Source organism: Candidatus Aalborgicola defluviihabitans, from assembly GCF_016705985.1.
Classification (GTDB): Bacteria; Pseudomonadota; Gammaproteobacteria; order Burkholderiales; family Burkholderiaceae_C; genus Allorhodoferax; species Allorhodoferax defluviihabitans.
The window spans coordinates 319,957-340,115 of the sequence record NZ_JADJKN010000024.1 but is presented as its reverse complement, the minus strand read 5'-3'; the positions used below and the strand labels follow the sequence as shown (position 1 = coordinate 340,115).

Below are 20,159 nucleotides of genomic sequence, written 5' to 3'. Positions count from 1 at the left end.
ATTTACGCCGCCAGCGCACCGCCGCAACTGCTGCCCTGGCCAGCAGTGCAGCCATAGCAGTGACCGGCCACGCGGATCGCTTGATTGTCCAGACCGGCTTTGAGCAGATCACGCAAATGGCGCTTGACCCCCGAAGACCCCAGCGGCAAGCCCAACTGCTGGTTGAAGTCGCAGTCCGACAACCAGCCTTGCCAGTCCACGCTGACCATGCTGCGGCACATGACTCCGGCCAGATTGCCTTGCTGAAAGCTGCTCTTGAGCAGATTCATGTAGGTATCGAATGTGCCCTTGGATACCAGCGTCGAGCCAAATCGCTGAATCGGCATATTGGTCAGTGCCAGCAGTTCATTGAAGACCACGCCAAAGTGCTCGAACAACTCACGTTTGTAGTCTGCCTGCAGTGTTTGCTGGTTGGGCGGCAAGGACGCGCCTTGCGGGTTGTAGACCAGGTTGAGCACCAAACCCGTACCTTCCACGCCGTAGCCCAGCGAATTGAGTTGCTGCAACGCGGCGATGCTTTTGTCGAACACGCCGTCACCGCGTTGCCGGTCCACGTTATCAGCCGAATAGCAAGGCATGGATGCCACGACTTCGACCTGTTGACTGGCCAGAAAATCGGCCAAGCCTTCCTGTCCGGGTTCGAACAAGATGGTGAGGTTGCAGCGGTCTATTACCCGCACGCCCAGTGCGCGCGCAGACTGCACCAGTGCGCGAAAGCCGGTATTGAGTTCGGGCGCGCCACCGGTGAGGTCCAGCGTGGTGATACCGCGTGCGGCCAAAACCTGGGGAATCAGTGCCAGCATGTCGGCTTCCATCATTTCAGTGCGGTTGGGTCCAGCGTTGACGTGGCAGTGCAGACAGCTTTGGTTGCACTGGTAACCCAGGTTAACTTGCAGGGTGTCGAGCCGGGTGCGGCGGATGGCGGGAAAGGGGGTTCGTTCCAGCAGGGGCAGGGTGTCGTGCATGGCAATTCTGGTTTTAGTGGGCGGGATCAGGCCAACAGCGCGGCAAGGCGCGTGCGCACCTCGGGTGCCATGGCATCGGGCTGGGTGACGAGTGCGCTCTGCAGTGCAGTAAAGGCCAGGCTGTCCGGCTGCTCGGCACCCAGCATGCGAATCGCCTGCGCCATCACACGCTGCGCCCGACCCGCGTTTTGCAACAGGTTGGCCAGCGCCATATTGGCGGTGACATGGGCCTCACGCGGGTGCCAGCAGTCAAAGTCGGTCACCATGGCCAGGGTGGCATAGGCCATTTGCGCCTCGCGGGCTAATTTTGCCTCGGGCATGTTGGTCATGCCTATCACCCCGGCGCCCATGCTGCGGTACCAATGCGACTCAGCCTGGGTAGAGAACTGTGGCCCTTCAATGCAAACATAGGTGCCACAGGTGTGCAGCGCGATGGTGTCACGGCTGGACGGGTCTTCTTCCGACAACACGCTCCGCACCGCGCGGGCAAGCGCATCAGCGGTATGCGGGCAAACCGGTTGCGCCATCGAGACATGGGCGACCGCCCCCTGGCCAAAAAATGTACCCTCGCGACGGCGGGTCAGGTCTATAAACTGGTCGGGCAGCACCATGTCCAGCGGCTTGAAGTCTTCACGCAGCGACCCGACGGCCGAAACCGACAATACGTAGCGCACACCCAGCATCTTGAGCGCATAGATGTTGGCGCGGTAAGGCACTTCCGTGGGTAGCAGACGGTGGCCCCGCGCGTGCCGGGCCACAAATGCAACCGCCACACCGTGCAACTGGCCGGTCACGATCACGTCAGAAGGCGCGCCGAACGGGGTGCTCATGGTGTGTTCCTGCACGTCTTGCAGAGCATCCATCTGGTAGAGGCCGCTGCCTCCAATCACGCCAATCAGTGCCTGTGTCATCATGGTTGTCTTCTTGAATTTAGGGAGTCGAACAGAACTTGGTCACTGCTGAGCGTATTTTCTTACAAGGGCGTAAATCGCGTTGCCAAGCGTGTTACCGAAGGTCTTTCATGCACTCTTGTGCGAATGTGTAAGACTTGCAGTAATGCACCGACCAGTTGCCCACATCGCATCCAGACCCAATCCTGCTTAGCGCCGCAATGAATACCAAGAAATTTCTGGCTGTGGCCGCGCTAGCCAGCGCCATAGTCCTCTTCTGCGCATTCGACCTGCACCAGTACCTGAGCCTGGATGCTTTGCGCCAGAGTCAGGCGCAACTATCCGCGCTGCACGCCCAATCTCCCTGGACGGTAGCGCTGGGTTTCTTTGTCGTCTATGTCGCAGCCACCGCGCTGTCCTTTCCGGGTGCCACCATCCTGACGCTGGCCGGAGGTGCCATTTTTGGACTCGGCTGGGGGCTGTTGCTGGTGTCCTTTGCATCAACCATCGGTGCCACACTGGCATTTCTGGCAGCGCGGTTTTTGCTGCGTGATTGGGTGCAGGCGCGATTTGCCACCCGCCTGGCGGCCATCGACAAAGGCGTGCAGCGCGATGGCGCGTTTTATCTCTTTGGCTTGCGGCTGATTCCGGTGGTACCTTTCTTCGTCATCAATCTGGCCATGGGTTTGACCACCATGCGGGCTCGGACTTTCTATTGGGTCAGCCAGTTGGGCATGCTGGCAGGCACAGCGGTGTATGTGAATGCGGGCACGCAACTGGCGCAGATTCAATCGCCCAAAGACGTTGTTAGCCCCGGCTTGTTGGGCTCGTTTGTGCTGTTGGGGTTGTTTCCGCTGATTGCACGCAAGATGATGGACGCCGTGCAGCGTCGAAAAGTCTATGCACGCTGGGCCGCAAGCAAACCAAAGTCTTTTGACCGCAACTTGATCGTGATCGGTGGCGGTGCCGGAGGACTGGTCTCAGCCTACATCGCGGCGGCTGTCAAAGCCAAGGTCACGCTGGTCGAAGCCCACAAAATGGGGGGCGACTGCCTGAACTACGGTTGCGTGCCCAGCAAGGCCCTGATCAGAAGCGCCAAACTGGCGCACCAGATGCAACATGCAAAACGCTATGGTTTGGATAGCGGGCTATGTAAAGCGGACGAGGGCTACCGGCTATTTTCATTCAAAGAAATCATGCAGCGCATCCAAGCGGCAATCGCTGCTATTGAACCCCACGACAGTATTGAGCGCTACACCGCACTGGGCGTGGAGGTGCTGCAAGGCTACGCCAAAATCATCAACCCGTGGACGGTGGAAATCACCCTGAATGCGGACCATGCCCCGCCGCGGGTCGTGCGCCTGACCACCCGCAGCATCGTCATTGCCGCTGGCGCCCGGCCGTTTGTGCCGCCGTTGCCGGGTCTGGACGCGGTGGGCTATGTCACGAGCGACACCCTATGGGAGCGTTTTGCACAGCTTGACGAAATTCCCAAGCGCTTGGTGGTGTTGGGCGGTGGACCTATTGGGTGCGAGTTGGCGCAAAGCTTTGCGCGTCTAGGCTCGGCCGTCACGCAGGTAGAGATGGCACCACGTCTCATGACACGGGAAGACGAAGACGTGTCGGAGCTGGTCACCGCCTCGCTGCGGGCCGACGGTGTGCAGGTGCTGACCGCGCACAAGGCGCTGCGCTGTGATGGCACTGACCCCGACAAGGGCAACGGCAACGGCAAAACCAAAGTATTGGTGGTTGAGCATGCCGGCACGGAACTGCGCATTGAGTTTGACCAGTTGCTGTGTGCCGTGGGCCGCTCCGCCCGACTCAGTGGCTACGGACTTGAAGAACTCGGCATACCGACCCACAAAACGGTCGAGACCAACGAATACCTGCAAACCATCTACCCCAATATTTTTGCCGCGGGCGACGTGGCCGGGCCCTATCAGTTCACCCACACCGCCGCGCACCAAGCCTGGTATGCGGCGGTCAACGCGTTGTTTGGTGACTTCAAAAAATTCACGGTCGACTACAGCGTCATTCCTTGGGCTACCTTTACCGACCCCGAGGTTGCGCGCGTCGGATTGAACGAGCAAGAAGCCAAGGAGCATGGCATTGCCTACGAGCTGACCCACTACGGCATGAACGATCTGGACCGCGCCATTGCTGACAGCGAGACGCAAGGGTTTGTGAAGGTGCTGACCGTCCCGGGCAAAGACAAGATTCTGGGTGTCACCATAGTCGGCACGCACGCTGGTGACCTGCTGGCGGAATACGTGCTGGCCATGAAACACGGCCTGGGACTGAACAAAATACTGGGCACGATCCATACTTACCCCACTCTTTCCGAGGCTAACAAGTACGCCGCTGGAGAATGGAAGCGCGCGCACCAGCCGCTGGTTCTGCTGGAGTGGGTGCGCAAGTTTCACAACTGGCGGCGCCATTGAACCACATCGGGGCTGTAGGCCTGCTTATCGCATCGATCAGCGCCGCGCATTCGGCGCAAGACGCTGTGCCTGCAACCCATGGCATTGCACCCTTCTCAGGCGCTTCTGCGGCCACTCTGCCGACGCCGTGGCGGGTTGTTGGCCTGCCGGGCAATAAAGTACCGTTGGCTCAGATTGACATCGTCACGCTCGGGCCAGATCGTGTGATGCGCCTGCGAACCGACCATTCCTACGGAACTGCCAGCCACGCCTTGCCGCCCAAGACCTCGGCGGGCACCCTGACTTGGCGCTGGCGCCTGGACCAACCGATTGAATTGGCTGACCTGCGCAAGAAAGTGGGTGACGACACTGCGCTCAAGGTCTGCGCCATGTTTGACATGCCGCTGGAACGGCTCGGCTTTATAGAGCGCAACCTGCTACGCTTGGCCCGCAGTGCCAGCGGTGAGTATTTGCCAGCCGCAACCCTGTGCTACGTGTGGGACCAAAAGTTACCGGTGGGCTCCGAATTGCCCAATGCCTACACCAGTCGTGTCAGATTTGTGGTGGTGGACTCTGCCAGCAACCCATCCGGGCCCGCCAGTCCGCTACAACAATGGGTCAGCCATACGCGTGACTTGCACGCAGATTTTCTGAAGACATTTGGCGCAGAGAGCGAATCCGTGCCGCCGTTGCTTGCGATTGTGGTGGGCGCTGATTCTGACAACACCGGCCAAAGCAGCCTGGGCTATGTCGGAGATATTTCATTGACGCCAACCCGATGACAGCCCGTCCGTCGGGTAGTCAACAACTGGTACTGCTGGGCGCAGGGCACGCGCACGTGCAGGTATTGGTGCAATTGGCCGAGCAGCCTTTGCCGGGTGTTCAGATCACGTTAGTGTCACCCTATCCGCGCCAGATGTACTCCGGCATGGTGCCCGGGTTTATCGCCGGTCATTACACGCTGGAAGACTGCGTGATTCCGCTCGAACCGTTGGTGCGGCGCAGTGGCGTTCGATGGCTGCAGACCAGTGCAGTTGCATTGGATGCAGAGCAACAAAGCATTGCGCTCGCCGATGGCAGCACACTGCACTATGACTGGTTGTCGGTCAATACCGGTCCGGTTCAGGACCGTGACCGTGCTGAACAAGCGCTGCCAGGCTCCCGGGAACACGGCCTGTTTGTGCGGCCCATTGAACACTTCACTTCGCTGTGGCCCAAGGTGGCTCAGATGGGGCGCAAGCAGGCACTTCGCATCGCCGTGATTGGTGCTGGCGCTGGCGGTATCGAGTTGGCATTCGCGCTGCGCCACCGCATGCCTCAAGCAGCAGTCAACTTGTTGTCGGGGAGTGCGCCACCCGGCGCCAACTACCCCATGGCAGTTCAGCGGCGCTTGCAGTTGGCTCTGACGCAGCGCGGGATCACGATAGTGCAGGAAGCCGCTACCTCCATCGATGCCGAAGCCGTCTATTTGCGCAGTGGCGCCGCACTGCCCTGTGATGTGGCGCTGCTGGCTACCGGCACCAATGCCCCTGCGTGGCTGGTAAGCAGTGGCCTGGCACTGGACGAATCCGGCTTCATCGCAGTCGATGAGTACCAGCGCTCCACCAGCCACCAACGGGTATTTGCAGCGGGCGATGTAAGCACGCGCATGGACCAAACCCTGGCACGCAGCGGCGTCTATGCCGTGCGCGCCGGCCCGGCATTGGCTTACAACCTTGCTGCCGCCACGCGCGGGTCAGCACTGCAGCCGCACAAGCCCCCGCAGGCCACTCTGAATTTGATTGCCTGTGGTGACCCATTCGCCATAGGCACCTGGGGCCGCTTCAGTGCGCAGGGTCGATGGGTGTGGTGGCTCAAGGACTGGATTGATCGCCGCTTTATGGCGCGTTTGCGCTGAGTACCCGATACCATTGTCGGTTACCGTACACATCCAGTGCTTACCCAGTCGTATGATTCATTAGCACCACAGATAAGGAAAAGTTCATGAACAAGCCCTGGCTTGGCCAGTACCCGGCCGGAGTCCCCTCCGAGATCGATTGCCAAAAATTTTCTTCACTTAAGGAAATGCTCTCGGTCACTTGTGCGCGCTATGGTGATTTGCCGGCCTATCGTTCGATGGGGACAGCGATGACGTTCCGTGAAATCGACGAGGCGAGCCGCGCCTTTGCAGCTTGGCTACAAAAGGTGGCAAAGCTTCAGCGCGGTGACCGTGTCGCGCTGATGATGCCAAACTTATTGCAATACCCCGCTGTGTTGTTTGGGGTACTGCGCGCAGGCATGGTGGTTGTCAATGTCAACCCGCTCTACACCCCCCGAGAGCTCGCATATCAACTCAAAGACAGTGGTGCAACGGCCATTGTGGTTCTGGAGAACTTTGCGCACACCCTGGCGCAGGTCGTTGAAAACACACCGATTCGCACTGTGATTACGACGCAGGTTGGCGATTTGCTCCCGCCGCTCAAACGCCTACTGACGAACACCGTAGTCAAGTATGTGAAGAAGATGGTTCCTCAATGGCAGATGGATAGTGCGGTGGACTTCAAGCAGGTGTTGGCCGTCGGCCGTGCGCAGTCGCTCGATGATGTGGCGCTGACCCATGACGATCTGGCATTTTTGCAGTACACCGGTGGCACTACCGGGGTAGCCAAGGGCACGATGCTCACCCACGGCAACATGGTGGCCAATGTGCTGCAAGTGGCCGCGTGGATGTCGCCCAATCTCAACGACGGCGAAGAGACTTTGGTCATCCCGCTGCCGCTGTACCACGTGTTTGCCCTGACTGGGACACTGTCATTCTTCAGCAAGGGTGCAGAGGCTGTGCTGATTGCGAACCCACGTGACATGCCAGCGTTTTTGAAGGTGCTGCAGCAGTCGCGCCTTACCGCGATCATCGGCGTGAACACGCTATTTCGCGCGCTGCTCGATGCGCCGGGCTTCGCCAATGTGGATCTGAGTCGATTGAAGCTTACCGTTGCCGGTGGCATGGCGGTGCAGAAAGTGGTGGCCCAGCGATGGAATCAGAGGGCGGGTGTACCTTTGGTTGAAGGCTACGGCCTGACGGAAACCTCGCCGGTAGCGATTGCAAACCCAGTCACAGTCCAGGAATGGAGCGGTCAGATAGGTGTTCCGGTTCCGAGTACCGATGCCGCCATCATCGACGATGATGGCTTGGCGCTCGCGCTGGGTCAGGTCGGCGAGATTGGCGTACGCGGCCCGCAGATCATGAAAGGCTACTGGAATCGTCCCGATGAAACCGCCAAGATGTTCACCGTCAATGGCTGGATGCGCACGGGTGACATGGGCGTGATGGACGAAAACGGCAGCATTCGCATCACCGATCGCAAGAAAGACATGATCGTGATCTCTGGGTTCAAGGTATTCCCCAACGAAATTGAAGACGTATTGACGATGCACCCCGACGTGCTGGAGGCTGGTGTGATTGGTGTCCCCGACGAGCGCTCAGGAGAGGCGGTGAAGGCCGTGGTCGTGTGCAGCAGCGCTGCGTTGACGGAGGCTGATTTGCTCGCACACTGCAAACTGCATCTGACAGGCTACAAGATTCCGCGCATAGTCGAGTTCCGCACGGAGCCGCTACCAAAATCCAATATTGGAAAAATCTTGCGCCGCGAGTTGCGTGGCGAAAAAAAGGCTGTGTCGGCATAGCCTTGATCAGGTAGCAGAACGCTCAATCAAGAGGCGGCTTGCTTCAACGACAACGGCATCTGCGCCGAAAGTGGCAGGGAGAAACATTAGCAGACGCAGTGTCTTCACTGCCAGATAGACCAACCACTACATTCACAAGTGCCCTGCGCTCGGGGCCTGGCCGGGTTCAGACGACGGCGGCGCGTCGAACTGGTAACCACTGGCCGCGTGTATTTCCCAAGCGCCCCCGTTCAACATGCGCAGCACGTGCGTATGGTGGCGCAGAATTGCGGGACGGTGTGCGACGCTGACCACCGTAGTACCACTGCCACGCAAGCGCTCATACAGATAGGCTTCATTGTCACTGTCCAGTGCACTGGTGGCTTCGTCCAGGATCACAATGCTGGGCTGGCGCACCAGTACACGCCCGAAGGCGAGACGCTGTTGTTCGCCCACCGACAGAAACTTCTCCCAGTCATTTACGGCGTCCAGTCCCCCCACGCGCTCAGCCAATTCTGCCAAGTGTACTTCGCCCAGTATTTCCAGCAACCGATCGTCACTGAGGCCGGTATCCGTGCCAGGGTAAATGAGCTGGCTGCGCAGTGTGCCGACCTGCATATAGGACTGCTGTGGCAGAAAGAAGACCTCGTCCAACGGTGGATGGTGCACAACCCCGGTGCCGGATCGCCACAAACCAGCAATTGCGCGCAACAGGGAGCTCTTGCCGCAGCCGCTGTCGCCGGTGATCAGCAGGCCATCCCCTGAGTCCAGAGTCAGAGTCAGTTCCTTGATGAGTACCCGTTCAAAATTTGGCGTGTAGAGTGTGAGCGCGTCCAGCGCGAGGTGTTCACCCAACTGGGTTTGGATTTGTGGGTGCTTGTCGTCGACAGCTGTTGAGGCGGTGGGCTGCGATGTTGGGTTGGGCAATACCAATTTCGACAGCGCTTGGAGGCGGTCTATACCGGCCACAAAACGACTCAGGCTCTCAAAGTTGTCGACAATCAACGCCACAGAGCCCAGCACCGCAGCAAACGCACCAGTCGCCTGCACAGCCCGGCCCACTTCCATCTCCCCTGACAGAACCGCTTGGGCGAGGATCACGCTGGGCAACACCAGCGAGAGTTGATTGAACCCGCGCTGAAAGATATTGAGAACGCGCTGCTGTTTGATGAGTCGCGCATAGTTGGTGAACACCTTGCCAAACTTGCTGTCAATCTGGGCACGCTCCTGGGCTTCGCCACGGTAAAACGCGATTGATTCAGCGTTCTCACGCAGACGCATCAGGCCGAAGCGAAAGTCGGCCTGACGTCGTAGTTGCCAGAAATTTAGCTGAATCAGCGGCTTGCCGAACACGTACAACGCAATGACGGTCCCCCCCAGCGCATAGATCGCCAGCACGCCAACCAGTAGGTGCGAAATCGACCACAACACCGCGCTGAAGGCCACCAACTGCATCATCGATCCCAGGAAGATCAACAAAAAGTGGATGGACCGCCCGGTAAACGTGTCGATGTCTTCACTGATGCGTTGATCGGGGTTGTCGATCTCACTGTTGGAGCCCAGTTCGTAGTATTTGCGGTCGCGCAGATAGCCATCCAGAAAGCGGCCGGTGAGCCATCGCCGCCACTGGTTGGCAAAGTTATCGCGCATGTAGTAGTAAAAGGCGTAGATCGGCACCGCAAACGCCAGTATGCCCAGGCTGGCGTACACCGAATGCCAGAACCGGTCAGCCTCTTTGCCCGCCAGTGCAGAGGCCATCTCCCCGGTCTGGTTGTTCAACATCACTGCGAACTGCGTTTCGGCAAGCATCAAGGCGATCAACAGCGCCAGTAGCGTCCACGCCACCTTCTTCTGGTCACCCAGCCAGTAAGGCTTAGCCACATGGAGGAATCGCTTCCAAGCTGCCAGTGACAGTGGAGACGGGCGACGACGATGCGACGTCGTGGGTTCGTCCGGCGTGGCTGACGTTGCGGGAAATGGCATGGTGTCGTTTTCAGTTGAGGCAGCACAAGCGTTGAGCAGCGGCGATGCGAAAGAGACTTCTCGCAGCTCCGGCCTAGACTGGCGCCAAACGGACTGCACCAATTCGGCAAAGCCAGAGAATAGCGGGAAAGTCCTCCGAGATGCGTTCGCTGCCACACGCAGGCTAACAAGAACAAGGCAAATCCAACGACCGACAGCCAGGCCACCCCGTTATCCGGCTCAATGACTTCACCAGTCAGTGGACCAATTTTTGGGGAGGTTTGGTGCAAAATTGATTTGCGTTGTTCACGACAAAACCCTCATCCGTGCAACACCGCCCGTCACCTTAGAATCAGCCGGGGCAAACGCGTCAACCCAGCAAGGATTTCTATGCATTTCAAATGTCGTAAATACCATGGCGCACTGTTTAGCTGCCTTTTGGCATTCGTGCTAAATACAGCGTGGGCGCAGGCTGATGAGCCCAGTGCTGTGCCTTACCGGCCCAGTGTATCAACGCCTGCTGCGCTGTCTCAACCCGGTTAGCTGGAGTTGGAGGCTGGTGGCTTGCGCACCGGCGCTGGGGGCAACGTGCGCCGTGACAGCCTGCCCTACACTTTGAAGCTAGCCTTGACGCCGGACTGGGGCATCCGCTGGAGCGGCGAAGCATGGGTTGCACAGACTGATGACGGTGGACAGCGCATTAACGGTGGAGGGGACAGCGCAATTGTTCTGAAACGTCGCTTCGCAGTCGATGACAAATCGGCCTTCGGTCTGGAACTCGGTACCACATTGCCGACCGGCACCGGTGCCATCAGCAGTGGCCAGTCCGACTATTCAATTACCGGAATTTATAGTGCCGACGTAGGCAACTACCACACCGACATCAACCTTGGTATGACCCGCTTTGGGCAAGAGGACCCAATTCTGGGCCACACTCAGCAACTGTGGGCGGCATCGCTGTCTACCGCCCTCAATGAGAGATGGGGCATCGTGGGCGAATTTTCCGGCAACCAGCGTGATGGCGCCGATGCAACCCGCCAGTTCCTTTTTGCCGCCAGCTACAACGCGTCCAACGCCCTAGTATTGGATGCCGGATTTTCTCGAAGTACCCGCAACGATGTGCCCGATTGGTCCATCTTTACTGGCCTGACCGTGCTGGTTGGCAAACTGTTTTAGCACGTCATCCGGTGTAAACCAACTTAGGTAAGAACATCATCTCGTCGGTGAACGAACGCAGTATTCCGGTGCCAACTAACATGGCGCTGCGAATACATACAAGGCCATGGAGCTGTTACCCGACCTCCGGTTTTAGACCCCAGAAGCCATTTTCCAGGAATGCTGCAGCAGACGCTGAGCCAGTACAGCCGAGCGTTCACTAACGCACAGTCACGGCATGTGTCACGCACGTAGGCTCCCAACAGGTTGCTGCGTTCTGCCAGCGGCCATCGAAACGATTGGAATCGGTATGACCCAATCGAGTACCTCCCGTTCACTGCGTGCCTTTGCCGGCATATTGGTGCTTACGCTGAGTGGTTTGGCTGCTGCGGAACCACCTTTGCGCGCGGCACGTTTGGGCTACATCAGTGGCGTTGTAAGTTTCTCGCCGAGCAGTCAGCCTGATTGGGTGCAGGCCGTAGTTAACCGGCCTCTCACGACCGGGGACCGCTTGTGGGCGGATTCGAATTCACGCGCCGAATTGCAGATTGGTGGCGCGTCGATTCGATTGGGCGAGCTGACCGATGTGACCCTGCTCAATTTCGACGACCGCATCACGCAGGTGCAACTTCTGCAAGGGTCGCTCAACGTACACGTGCGCCGCATCGGGGTGAGCCAGAGCTTAGAGATTGATACCCCAAATCTGGCGTTCACTCTGCGCCAGATCGGCGATTACCGGATCGATGTCGATCCCGATGGCAGCGCGACCGCTGTCCGCGTACACAACGGGCGCGGTGAGGTATACGGAGAAGGTGCGTCATATACGGTCGATCCGAAGCGTGGCTACCGCTTCTACGGGACCGACCACTCAGACTACGAAACGCTGGTGGCGCAGCCGGATGACGATTTCGACAGTTGAGCGCGCACCCGCGACCGCAGCGACGATGACTCGCCGTCCGCGCGCTATGTTTCGCCAGACGTCGTCGGGTATCAGGATCTCGACGGCAACGGCACCTGGCGTAGCGATCCGAAATACGACTATGTGTGGACACCGAACAGGGTGGCTGCTGGCTAGACGCCGTATCGAGACGGCCATTGGGCTTGGGTCGATCCTTGGGGATGGACCTGGGTGGACGACGCACCTTGGGGGTTCGCGGTGTCGCACTACGGGCGCTGGGCCAACATCTCCGGCACATGGGGTTGGGTCCCTCGTCCGGCTCGCGAACAGGCGGTCTATGCGCCGGCGCTGGTCGCCTTTGTGGGTGGCAACAATTTCCGGGTGGCGCTATCGGTCGGCGGTGCCGCCGCCGAAGTCGGCTGGTTCCCTCTCGCTCCACGCGAGGTCTATCGACCGTCCTCTCCGTTGAGTCGCAGCTATTTCGACAACGTCAATCGCAGCAATCCGGTGATCACACCTGCGGTCATCACCAATGTTTACAACACCACCGTGATCAACCGCAGTACGACTATCGTGAAAAACACCACGAATATCACGAACGTGGTGTACGTCAACCAGAAGGTGAACGGGGCTATCGTCGCGGTGCCAACGCAGACGTTCGTGCAGTCGCAGCCGGTAGCACGTGCGGCCTTGCCGGTCTCCATCGCGGCCGCAATCAGCGCGCCGGTCATCCCGGTCGCAGCCATAGTACCAGTGCAGAAAAGCGTGCATGGCGGCGCCCCGCAGGCAGGTGCCAGGCCGCCGCACGGTGAGAGGGCATTTATTGCGCGCACCACGCCACCTACCCCACCGATCGCCTTCGTGGCCCAGCAAAAGCAATTGGCCGCAAAACCCGGCACACCCATCGACGAAGACCAGCGCAAGCGGCTCTTGCCCGCCGTACCAGCCGTCGCCGTGCCCAAGGTCAGCGTGGTGACCGCCATACTTGCGCCCCTGCTGACCGCTCTCCCACCGGCAGCACCGCCAGTTGACAAGGCGCGCGAAGCCCGCAAGGCAGAAGCCGCCAAGGCAGGTGCTTCTAGCGCTGATGCAGCCAAAGTCGAGGCTGCACGTTCAGCGAGCGCGCGGGCAGAATCCGTAAAGGCAGATTTGGCGAGAGCCGAGACCCGCCGTGCCGCAACTGCCAAGGCTGAAGCAGCAAAAAGCGAAGCGGTAAGAAATGAAGCAGCCAAGGCTGAGACTGCTCATGCGGAGGCGGCAAGAGCTGACGCGCCCAAAGCCGCAGGGGCCAGGGGGCGGCCGTAGCGCCACCACAAGCCAAACCGCGGCCACCTGGATCTAAGCCCGAAACTGAGGAAGAGAAGAAGCGAGAAGAGGAGACTCGCAATCGCTTGAATGGGCCGAGTGAAAAACTTTGTGGTCGGAATTGGCCGGACATGCGATTTGGCGAGACGGATGCAAATCAAGACAGCGGCGCGGATAGCTTAATGTCTAGGTGCGTCAATGCCTAACCGCAATGATGGTTCGATTGGTGCGGTACCGCACTGCGTTGGGTGAGCACTAGACGCATAGTTGAGGACGTTTACCCTTACTTCACCATGCAAGCCGCACAATACCCCGTAGCCCTGCGGCACACAGTTGCGCGTGTATGCTGCGCGCTTGCGTTTGCAGCCACCTGCATGGGTGCGTTTGCGCAACAAGGCGCACGCACGGAGCGGATGCCCTCTGTGACGGTTTCAGCCAAGGCAAATCCCAATCCGGTTGAAAAGTCTTATCGCAAAATGCTCAGGGGCATGGATATCTTCCAGCAGCAATACGCTATGTCGCCCAATACGGAACTGCGTTTCAAGCTGCTACCTCGCAAAAAAGGGACTGATATGAACACCATCACATTGGCGGTGATCGGTGACACTGTGGACTTCGTGGTGCCCATCGATGTGAGCCATACCTTTGCGTTGCCGCGCAATGCGCTGGCACTGTTAGAAGGTGCTCAGGTCGTTCCTAATCGCAGGGCGCTGAGCATGACTTGGCGCACCGACATACGGACACCGGGTCTACCGCCCGATACCCGGCGCCTGGGGGATCTGCGCCTGGAATGCAAAGTGGGGATGGAAGCAGGCCTGATTTCCAACAGCCGCAGCTTGATCGGTGGATTGGTCGGCGCGTTGTTCGACACCCCGGCGTATTGTGACAAGCCCGCACCGCAATACCTCTTCTTTGCCGACCGGCCCTTGTTCAGCGTAACCCTGCTCGCTGGTGAGCGGCGGCAAGTCCTCTCCATCGACAAACTCTACGCCAATGCCAGCGACGATGCGAGCTTGCACGACACGCTACCGTATTGCGATTGCGAAGTTCTGGTGGACCGTACCTACGTTTTGCCGCTGGGCGACCGCACATGGCCGGACGACACTTTGGTGCTGTTTGAATACATGGACGTCGAATGAGCACAATGCAAACCTATCTGACACTGCGTCGACTATGGCAAGCAAGCCTTCTGCTTGCAGGCTGCCAGTGGCTCGTCGCCTGTGGCAGTCTGCGCGCGAGCGACACAGTGCCCACGTTCCGTAACACTGGTATATCGATGCAAGATGCGCGAGACGCAATCGTGGTGGGGCAGACCACACAAGCCGAAACGATGGCTACACTGGGCCCCGCAACCGAGATCCGTTTTGACAGTGGCTATGCCATCTGGGTTTACCGGGACAGAGCGGCTGAACCGGGGGCCGATCGCGCTGAATTTGTCGTTCTGTTTGCACCGTCAGGCATCGTTAAAAAAACCAGACTCCGCCCGGCATACAAGACAACTGGCGAATGACAATGGGCACTTCTTTCAGCAATGCCTTCAACCGACTCAATTCGCTGCCACGTCGAACCATTGCAAACGCAGCATTGGTGACCGACAGCGGCGGGACATGGGAATTGTTCGGATTTCGGCGGCATCAATCGCCAGTGCCTGGCAAGGAGCTGACCTACAGATCGGTGTCACGTACACCAGCATCCGACCCAAGGTCGACTTGAGCCTGTCGATTCTCACACCCAGCAAGCAGTCATTGGTTCCACACATTTATGGTGTGGGTATGCCGCGGTCTTAGTCAGACGGATAACGCAGTCCATCCATTCGATGGGGCGTGGGCTTTTCTCGCGCTGATATTTAATGGGATACTAACTTGCAAGCGGCAGAATTTCATGATTGCGCCGCGAAATGATGCAACTGAGCATGCGTTCTACTCACCAAAACACCGCCATAGACCAGCTCTACCGCCAGTCATCACGGCAGGTTTTTGCCGCTTTGGCGCGTCTGTTGGGCGACTTGGATCTGGCTGAAGAGGCCCTGCACGACGCCTTCAAATCGGCTATTGAGCAATGGCCTTCGCAAGGCATGCCAGCAAATCCGTTAGCCTGGCTCGTATCAGCGGGGCGCTTTAAGGCGATAGACAGCATTCGGCGCAACCGGCGCTTTACGGCGTGGGACGAATCAAGCGAGCAAGCCGAAGCCATACCCGACGAAGCGCCCGCCTGGGATGAGCAACAACCGCTGGAGGACGACCGCCTGCGCTTGGTTTTTACCTGCTGTCACCCCAGCCTAGCGGTTAATGCGCAAGTGGCCCTGACCCTGCGCGAAGTGTGCGGGCTAACCACCGAGGAAATTGCCCACGCTTTCTTGCTGCCTGCACCCACGCTGGCTCAGCGCATCGTGCGCGCCAAAGCCAAAATTCGCGACGCGCGCATTCCTTACCATGTGCCCGAGGTGTCAGAGCTTCCTGAACGATTGGCCAGCGTATTACGGGTTATTTATTTGGTCTTTAACGAAGGATATTCCGCATCCAGCGGACCAATGCTCATGCGCAGCGAGCTGTCCCAGGAGGCAATTCGACTGGCCCGCTTGTTACGCGACCTGCTACCAGACCAAGCCGAAATTATGGGCTTGCTGGCGCTGATGCTGCTGCACGAATCCCGCCGCGCGGCGCGCATGAACGCTACATACGACTTGATTCCACTGAACGAGCAAGACCGTGCACTGTGGAATGCCGAGCAGATTGCCGAAGGCTGCGTGTTGGCAGAGCAGGCGTTGCGCACGCAGCGCTTTGGTGCCTACAGCCTACAGGCCGCCATTTCTGCGGTACATGCAGAAGCGCCCACGTCTGTGTCCACCGACTGGCCCCAAATTGTCGGCTTGTATGACGCTCTGCTGCAACTAGACCCCAACCCCGTCGTGGCGCTTAACAGGGCAGTGGCCATCGCCATGCGTGACGGACCCGCAGCAGCCTTGCCCCTGGTGAATGCGCTTTTGCAAGACGAGACCCTGCGCAACTACCACTTGGCGCATGCTGCACAGGCCGACCTCTACCGCCGACTAGCCCGCTACCCTGAAGCGCTACCTGCCTACCGGCGAGCATTTTCATTGACGCAGCAGGGTTCTGAGCAGCGGTTTTTACAGCTGAGAATCGATGCCATCGAAGCCCTTTTGTCAACGCCTGCACAGTAAAAAAAGATAGCTTGAAATTTTTTTTGAACGGGTGTCGAATTGCTCGTTTCCCATTCGACTAATAGGGGACGAGGCCTAAGCATGGGAAGCCGTGCTTTTAAACTGACTGCATTACTTGAGGAATATAGACATGCTCTACATAGACGGATTTGTTTGCGCCGTACCCACGGCCAATAAAGAAAAATACATTGCCCACGCCAAGCTGGGAGCGGTTGTATTTAAGGACCACGGTGCATTGCAAGTGGTTGAATGCTGGGGGAGCGATGTGCCTGAAGGCAAAGTGACTTCCTTCCCTATGGCCGTGCAACGCAAAGATGACGAAACCGTCGTTTTCTCGTGGATCACCTGGCCGTCAAAAGCCGTGCGCGATCTGGCTTGGGAAAAGGTCATGCAGGACCCACGCCTGTCACCAGAAACCAACCCCATGCCCTTTGACGGTAAGCGACTGATTTACGGTGGTTTTGACATGATTGTCGAAGCTTGAAGACCCGCGCTCAAACAACTTAAGGTGCACGCCATGAAATATTTGTGTCTCGTTTATCTCTCACAAGAAAACTGGAGTGCCTGCCCGGACGCAACGTGTTTTGCATTTGCCGAACAGTTAGCAGCCAGTGGCCGAATGCTTGCGGCCGAGCCACTGCATCCTGTAGGAACAGCCACCACAGTTCGCGTGCGTAACGGCCAAATGTCTCTGACAGATGGCCCCTTTGCCGAGACCAAGGAACAGCTCGCGGGTTTCTACTTAATTGACGCCAAAGACCTCAACGAGGCGGTGGCCGTGGCGTCCAAGATTCCGCCTGCCCAGTACGGCAGCATTGAAGTCAGGCCCGTGCGTGAACTTGCTTTGGTGTAACAACTCGTCAGCTTCACATTCAAAAGGAGATATACATGTCCCGAACAATCACCATTAGCTTGCCTGTTGCCGATATTCAACGGTCAAAAGCCTTTTACTCCGCCCTCGGATTTATCAACAACGCGCATTTCACGGACGACACAGCAGCACTCATGGTGTTAAGCGAGTCCATCAATGTAATGCTTTTGACCCACGCTAAGTGGCGTACGTTTACGACGCGCCCCATTCCGCCGCATACATCTAGCGAGGTGGCGCTGAATGTGTCTTGTGATTCACGCGAAAGTGTCGATGCGATGAACGTTGCGGCCTCGGAAAACGGTGGAACCTCAGATATAAATCCAGTCCAAGATCATGGCTTTATGTACGGTCGCGATTTCACTGATCCCGACGGGCACGTTTGGGGAGCCATGTGGATGGATGAGTCTGCTATCAACACCATAAAGAAGAACACCATTTGCCTTTGGTACGAATGTGATGCAGAAGAAGCAGCACACTTTTACGCTCGCACATTTCCTGACAGCAGCGTCGGCGCGGTGCACCGCGCGCCCGCTGACTTTCCGGGCGGCAAGGCGGGCCAGGTCTTGACCGTTCAATTCACGGTGTGTGGCATACCGTGTATGGGACTTAACGGCGGGAGCATGTTCAAGCACAGCGAGGCATTCTCGTTTCAGATTGCCACCGATGACCAAGCGGAGACAGACAAGTATTGGGACGCGATCGTGGGCAATGGCGGCACTGAGAGCGCGTGCGGCTGGTGCAAAGACAAATGGGGGCTGTCGTGGCAAATCACACCGCGCGCACTGACGGATGCAATGACCAAGGGCGGTGAAATCGCAAAACGCGCGTTCACGGCGATGATGGAGATGCGCAAGATCGACGTCGCCAAGATCGAGGCAGCGGTGCGTGGCCCGTCGAACTGACAACAACCTAAAGGAAGCTAAACCATGACAACGAAACCCTCCCCCTTTATTTGGCACGACTTGATCACCACGGACGTGGAGGCAGCCAAAACCTTCTACGCACAGGTGATCGGATGGAACATGCAATCCTTCCCTGGCAACGAGGACTACACCGTCGTGTCGGCTGGCACCGTTGGCATCGGCGGCATCATGGCCATTCCACCGGACGCCTGTGAGCGTGGCGCGCCAGCTTGCTGGCAGGGCCATATTGCGGTCGACGATGTTGACGGTTGCGCAGACCGCATCCTGTCGCACGGTGGCGCCATCATTCACCCTGCCGCCGACATCCCCAACGTAGGAAGATTCGCCCTCGCTGCCGATCCACAGGGCGCGGTTTTCATTATTTTCAAACCCCACCCCAGCGAGCCCATGCCCAGCGCCGCACCCATGACACCCGGCTTGGTAGGCTGGAATGAACTACATGCGGTGGACGGCCTGAAGGCGTTTGATTGGTATTTTGAAATATTTGGTTGGACCCAGAGTCAAGACATGGACATGGGGCCTATGGGTATCTACCGGCTCTTTGCTACAGGTGGTGAACCGGTAGGCGGCATGATGACCAAGATGCCCGAAATGCCAAAACCATTCTGGGCGTATTACTTCAATGTGGAATCCATCGATGACGCCATTGAACGCACGAACAAGGCGGGCGGCAAAGTAGTCAATGGACCGCATGAGGTGCCGGGTCCCATGTTTACGGTCAACTGTCAGGATCCACAGGGCGCTTGGTTTTCGATGGTGGCGCCCAAGCGTTAATCTTACAGTTACCTTCGCAGCCCGCTCACGGTTTTCGTTGGAGTGCGGCGTCCACGACCTCCTGGATCCGCTTGGTGCGTGTCTCTGGTTTGGCCGCCTCGGCGATTCGCCGGATCATAAAATTCTGTTTGCCGGGCGGCAACAACGTAAACGCTTGCGTTGCGCCCTCGGCGCGGAGCGCAAGGGCCAAGTCTTCGGGGATCGAGATGTCTGCGCGATCAAGGACGGTGACTCGCATTTGGACGCGATCACCGGTCTTGGTCTTCGTCGCTTGGCGAACTTTGGCCTTGATGCGAATGTAATGCTGCCCACCCCCGACCGGAAAGAGACTGACCTGAAACGGCGCGGAGTCATTCACACGCGCCATGACCAAAACAGGGCCTTTCGTTCCCAAAGCTTGGGTTATGTCTGGGGGTACAGGAACGGCGCAATAGTCCATTCCTTCTGCCCAGTTTTCCAAGCTTGCTTGGAAAGACAGTTGCTGGCCCGAATCTGGAGAGTGCTTCATGGTTGTAAGCTCGTTTTGTGTGATTCTGATGCTTGAGTAATACGATCGGAAATGCGCTTCTTGAAGTGTGGACGGTAGCCGAGGCTACTATTTCGCAGCTAGAAACTGCGACGACGATCCAAATCGGCACTAAATATTCATCCAACCCTTTACAGTCATATTGAGTCTTCAGCGGTGCGGACCACTGTCAAGAAGCACTTGTGCACGATCAAAGCTGCCAGTTGGAGTCACGCAACGGGAATACAAGTAAAAGTGCCTGCTGGATAGCGGTCGCTGGTGGGTGCCGCGTAAACAGGTCCTGTGAAAAATTGTGGATCATGAATTGGCAGATTGCAAATGCTCAGAATTTGATCATGGAAGTCAGCAACGAGCCCATACCATGAGTAGCGTCGAGGGCAAAGCGGTCAATCAAAATAGAGATTTTTGCACCAATAGAATGGCAAATGTTGTAGCCCAAACAGCGCAGATTGAGTAGCTCGTGAAGGTCACCCAATACCAAACGGGTTCATTGTCACGACTGTAGATGCGCGTGTTGAAGCCCCACCCGCGAGCAACGATTTCTCGCGTAGAAATTGCTTGATAGACAAGCCAAGAAAACCATACGCCAAACGCCAAAAAGATGATTGCAAACATCGTCTACTCAAGAGGTTTTCCGAACGGCAGTT

18 protein-coding genes and 2 pseudogenes are annotated in these 20,159 nt (G+C 57.9%); 15 read left to right on the top strand and 5 right to left on the bottom strand.

Translation table 11 applies throughout. The features are described 5' to 3' along the window. Positions 1-2: 2 nt before the first annotated feature. Entirely contained in the window at positions 3-965 is a 963-nt protein-coding gene (arsS, locus tag IPI80_RS20420) for an arsenosugar biosynthesis radical SAM (seleno)protein ArsS (protein WP_413863041.1), read from the bottom strand. Positions 966-991: 26 nt separating this feature from the next. Beyond that, positions 992-1,879, bottom strand: coding sequence for an S-methyl-5'-thioadenosine phosphorylase (gene mtnP, locus IPI80_RS20415; protein ID WP_413863038.1), 888 nt, complete (start codon positions 1,877-1,879; stop codon positions 992-994). A 197-nt stretch (positions 1,880-2,076) separates the two neighbouring features. Between mtnP and IPI80_RS20410 the strand changes: the two genes are divergently transcribed. From IPI80_RS20410 to IPI80_RS20395, 4 genes are all read left to right on the top strand, one after another. Further along, entirely contained in the window at positions 2,077-4,296 is a 2,220-nt protein-coding gene (locus tag IPI80_RS20410; protein WP_413863035.1) for an FAD-dependent oxidoreductase, read from the top strand. After that, positions 4,293-5,057, top strand: coding sequence for a DUF3047 domain-containing protein (locus IPI80_RS20405; RefSeq protein WP_413863032.1), 765 nt, complete (start codon positions 4,293-4,295; stop codon positions 5,055-5,057). Before IPI80_RS20410 ends, IPI80_RS20405 begins: the two co-directional genes overlap by 4 nt. Beyond that, positions 5,054-6,172 (top strand): FAD-dependent oxidoreductase, encoded by a 1,119-nt coding sequence (locus IPI80_RS20400; protein WP_413863030.1) that lies wholly within the window; start codon positions 5,054-5,056, stop codon positions 6,170-6,172. The genes IPI80_RS20405 and IPI80_RS20400 overlap by 4 nt, the downstream gene beginning before the upstream one ends. A gap of 86 nt (positions 6,173-6,258) precedes the next feature. Further along, positions 6,259-7,938, top strand: coding sequence for an AMP-binding protein (locus IPI80_RS20395; protein ID WP_413863028.1), 1,680 nt, complete (start codon positions 6,259-6,261; stop codon positions 7,936-7,938). 132 nt (positions 7,939-8,070) lie between these two features. Here IPI80_RS20395 and IPI80_RS20390 read toward each other — a convergent pair whose 3' ends face one another. After that, on the bottom strand, positions 8,071-9,900 hold the full coding sequence (locus IPI80_RS20390) for an ABC transporter ATP-binding protein/permease (RefSeq protein WP_413863025.1): 1,830 nt from the start codon (positions 9,898-9,900) through the stop codon (positions 8,071-8,073). Between the two features lie 543 nt (positions 9,901-10,443). Between IPI80_RS20390 and IPI80_RS20385 the strand changes: the two genes are divergently transcribed. The 11 genes and pseudogenes from IPI80_RS20385 to IPI80_RS20335 all read left to right on the top strand — a co-directional run bounded on the left by IPI80_RS20385 (position 10,444) and on the right by IPI80_RS20335 (position 18,986). Then, positions 10,444-11,055, top strand: coding sequence for a transporter (locus IPI80_RS20385; protein WP_413863022.1), 612 nt, complete (start codon positions 10,444-10,446; stop codon positions 11,053-11,055). Positions 11,056-11,344: 289 nt separating this feature from the next. Beyond that, positions 11,345-11,953 (top strand): FecR domain-containing protein, encoded by a 609-nt coding sequence (locus tag IPI80_RS20380; RefSeq protein ID WP_413863020.1) that lies wholly within the window; start codon positions 11,345-11,347, stop codon positions 11,951-11,953. Between the two features lie 171 nt (positions 11,954-12,124). Then, positions 12,125-13,237, top strand: a pseudogene (locus tag IPI80_RS20375) (DUF6600 domain-containing protein); the annotation flags it as partial. 572 nt (positions 13,238-13,809) lie between these two features. After that, on the top strand, positions 13,810-14,376 hold the full coding sequence (locus IPI80_RS20370) for a hypothetical protein (protein WP_413863017.1): 567 nt from the start codon (positions 13,810-13,812) through the stop codon (positions 14,374-14,376). After that, complete coding sequence (locus IPI80_RS20365; RefSeq protein ID WP_413863014.1) at positions 14,373-14,747, top strand: hypothetical protein; 375 nt, start codon at positions 14,373-14,375, stop codon at positions 14,745-14,747. The genes IPI80_RS20370 and IPI80_RS20365 overlap by 4 nt, the downstream gene beginning before the upstream one ends. 402 nt (positions 14,748-15,149) lie before the next feature. Continuing rightward, positions 15,150-16,418: an RNA polymerase sigma factor gene (locus IPI80_RS20360; protein ID WP_413863011.1), complete on the top strand. Its 1,269-nt coding sequence runs from the start codon at positions 15,150-15,152 to the stop codon at positions 16,416-16,418. Positions 16,419-16,548: 130 nt separating this feature from the next. Continuing rightward, positions 16,549-16,902 carry a DUF1428 domain-containing protein gene (locus IPI80_RS20355; protein ID WP_413863008.1) on the top strand — a complete coding sequence of 118 codons (354 nt, stop codon included), beginning with the start codon at positions 16,549-16,551 and terminating at the stop codon, positions 16,900-16,902. Positions 16,903-16,935: 33 nt separating this feature from the next. Continuing rightward, a complete protein-coding gene (locus tag IPI80_RS20350; RefSeq protein ID WP_413863005.1) occupies positions 16,936-17,271 on the top strand; it encodes a YciI family protein in 336 nt (111 codons plus the stop codon). A 35-nt stretch (positions 17,272-17,306) separates the two neighbouring features. After that, a pseudogene (locus IPI80_RS20345) lies at positions 17,307-17,660 on the top strand (VOC family protein); the annotation flags it as partial. Positions 17,661-17,684: 24 nt separating this feature from the next. Further along, complete coding sequence (locus IPI80_RS20340; protein WP_413863567.1) at positions 17,685-18,191, top strand: VOC family protein; 507 nt, start codon at positions 17,685-17,687, stop codon at positions 18,189-18,191. Positions 18,192-18,215: 24 nt separating this feature from the next. Then, positions 18,216-18,986 (top strand): VOC family protein, encoded by a 771-nt coding sequence (locus IPI80_RS20335; RefSeq protein ID WP_413863002.1) that lies wholly within the window; start codon positions 18,216-18,218, stop codon positions 18,984-18,986. Between the two features lie 25 nt (positions 18,987-19,011). On the opposite strand, the gene IPI80_RS20330 is transcribed toward IPI80_RS20335, so the two are convergent. Together IPI80_RS20330 and IPI80_RS20325 are read right to left on the bottom strand one after the other, a co-directional pair. Continuing rightward, positions 19,012-19,494 (bottom strand): DUF1905 domain-containing protein, encoded by a 483-nt coding sequence (locus IPI80_RS20330; RefSeq protein ID WP_413862999.1) that lies wholly within the window; start codon positions 19,492-19,494, stop codon positions 19,012-19,014. Positions 19,495-19,902: 408 nt separating this feature from the next. Beyond that, complete coding sequence (locus IPI80_RS20325) at positions 19,903-20,127, bottom strand: hypothetical protein (RefSeq protein WP_413862996.1); 225 nt, start codon at positions 20,125-20,127, stop codon at positions 19,903-19,905. Between the last annotated feature and the right edge of the window lie 32 nt (positions 20,128-20,159).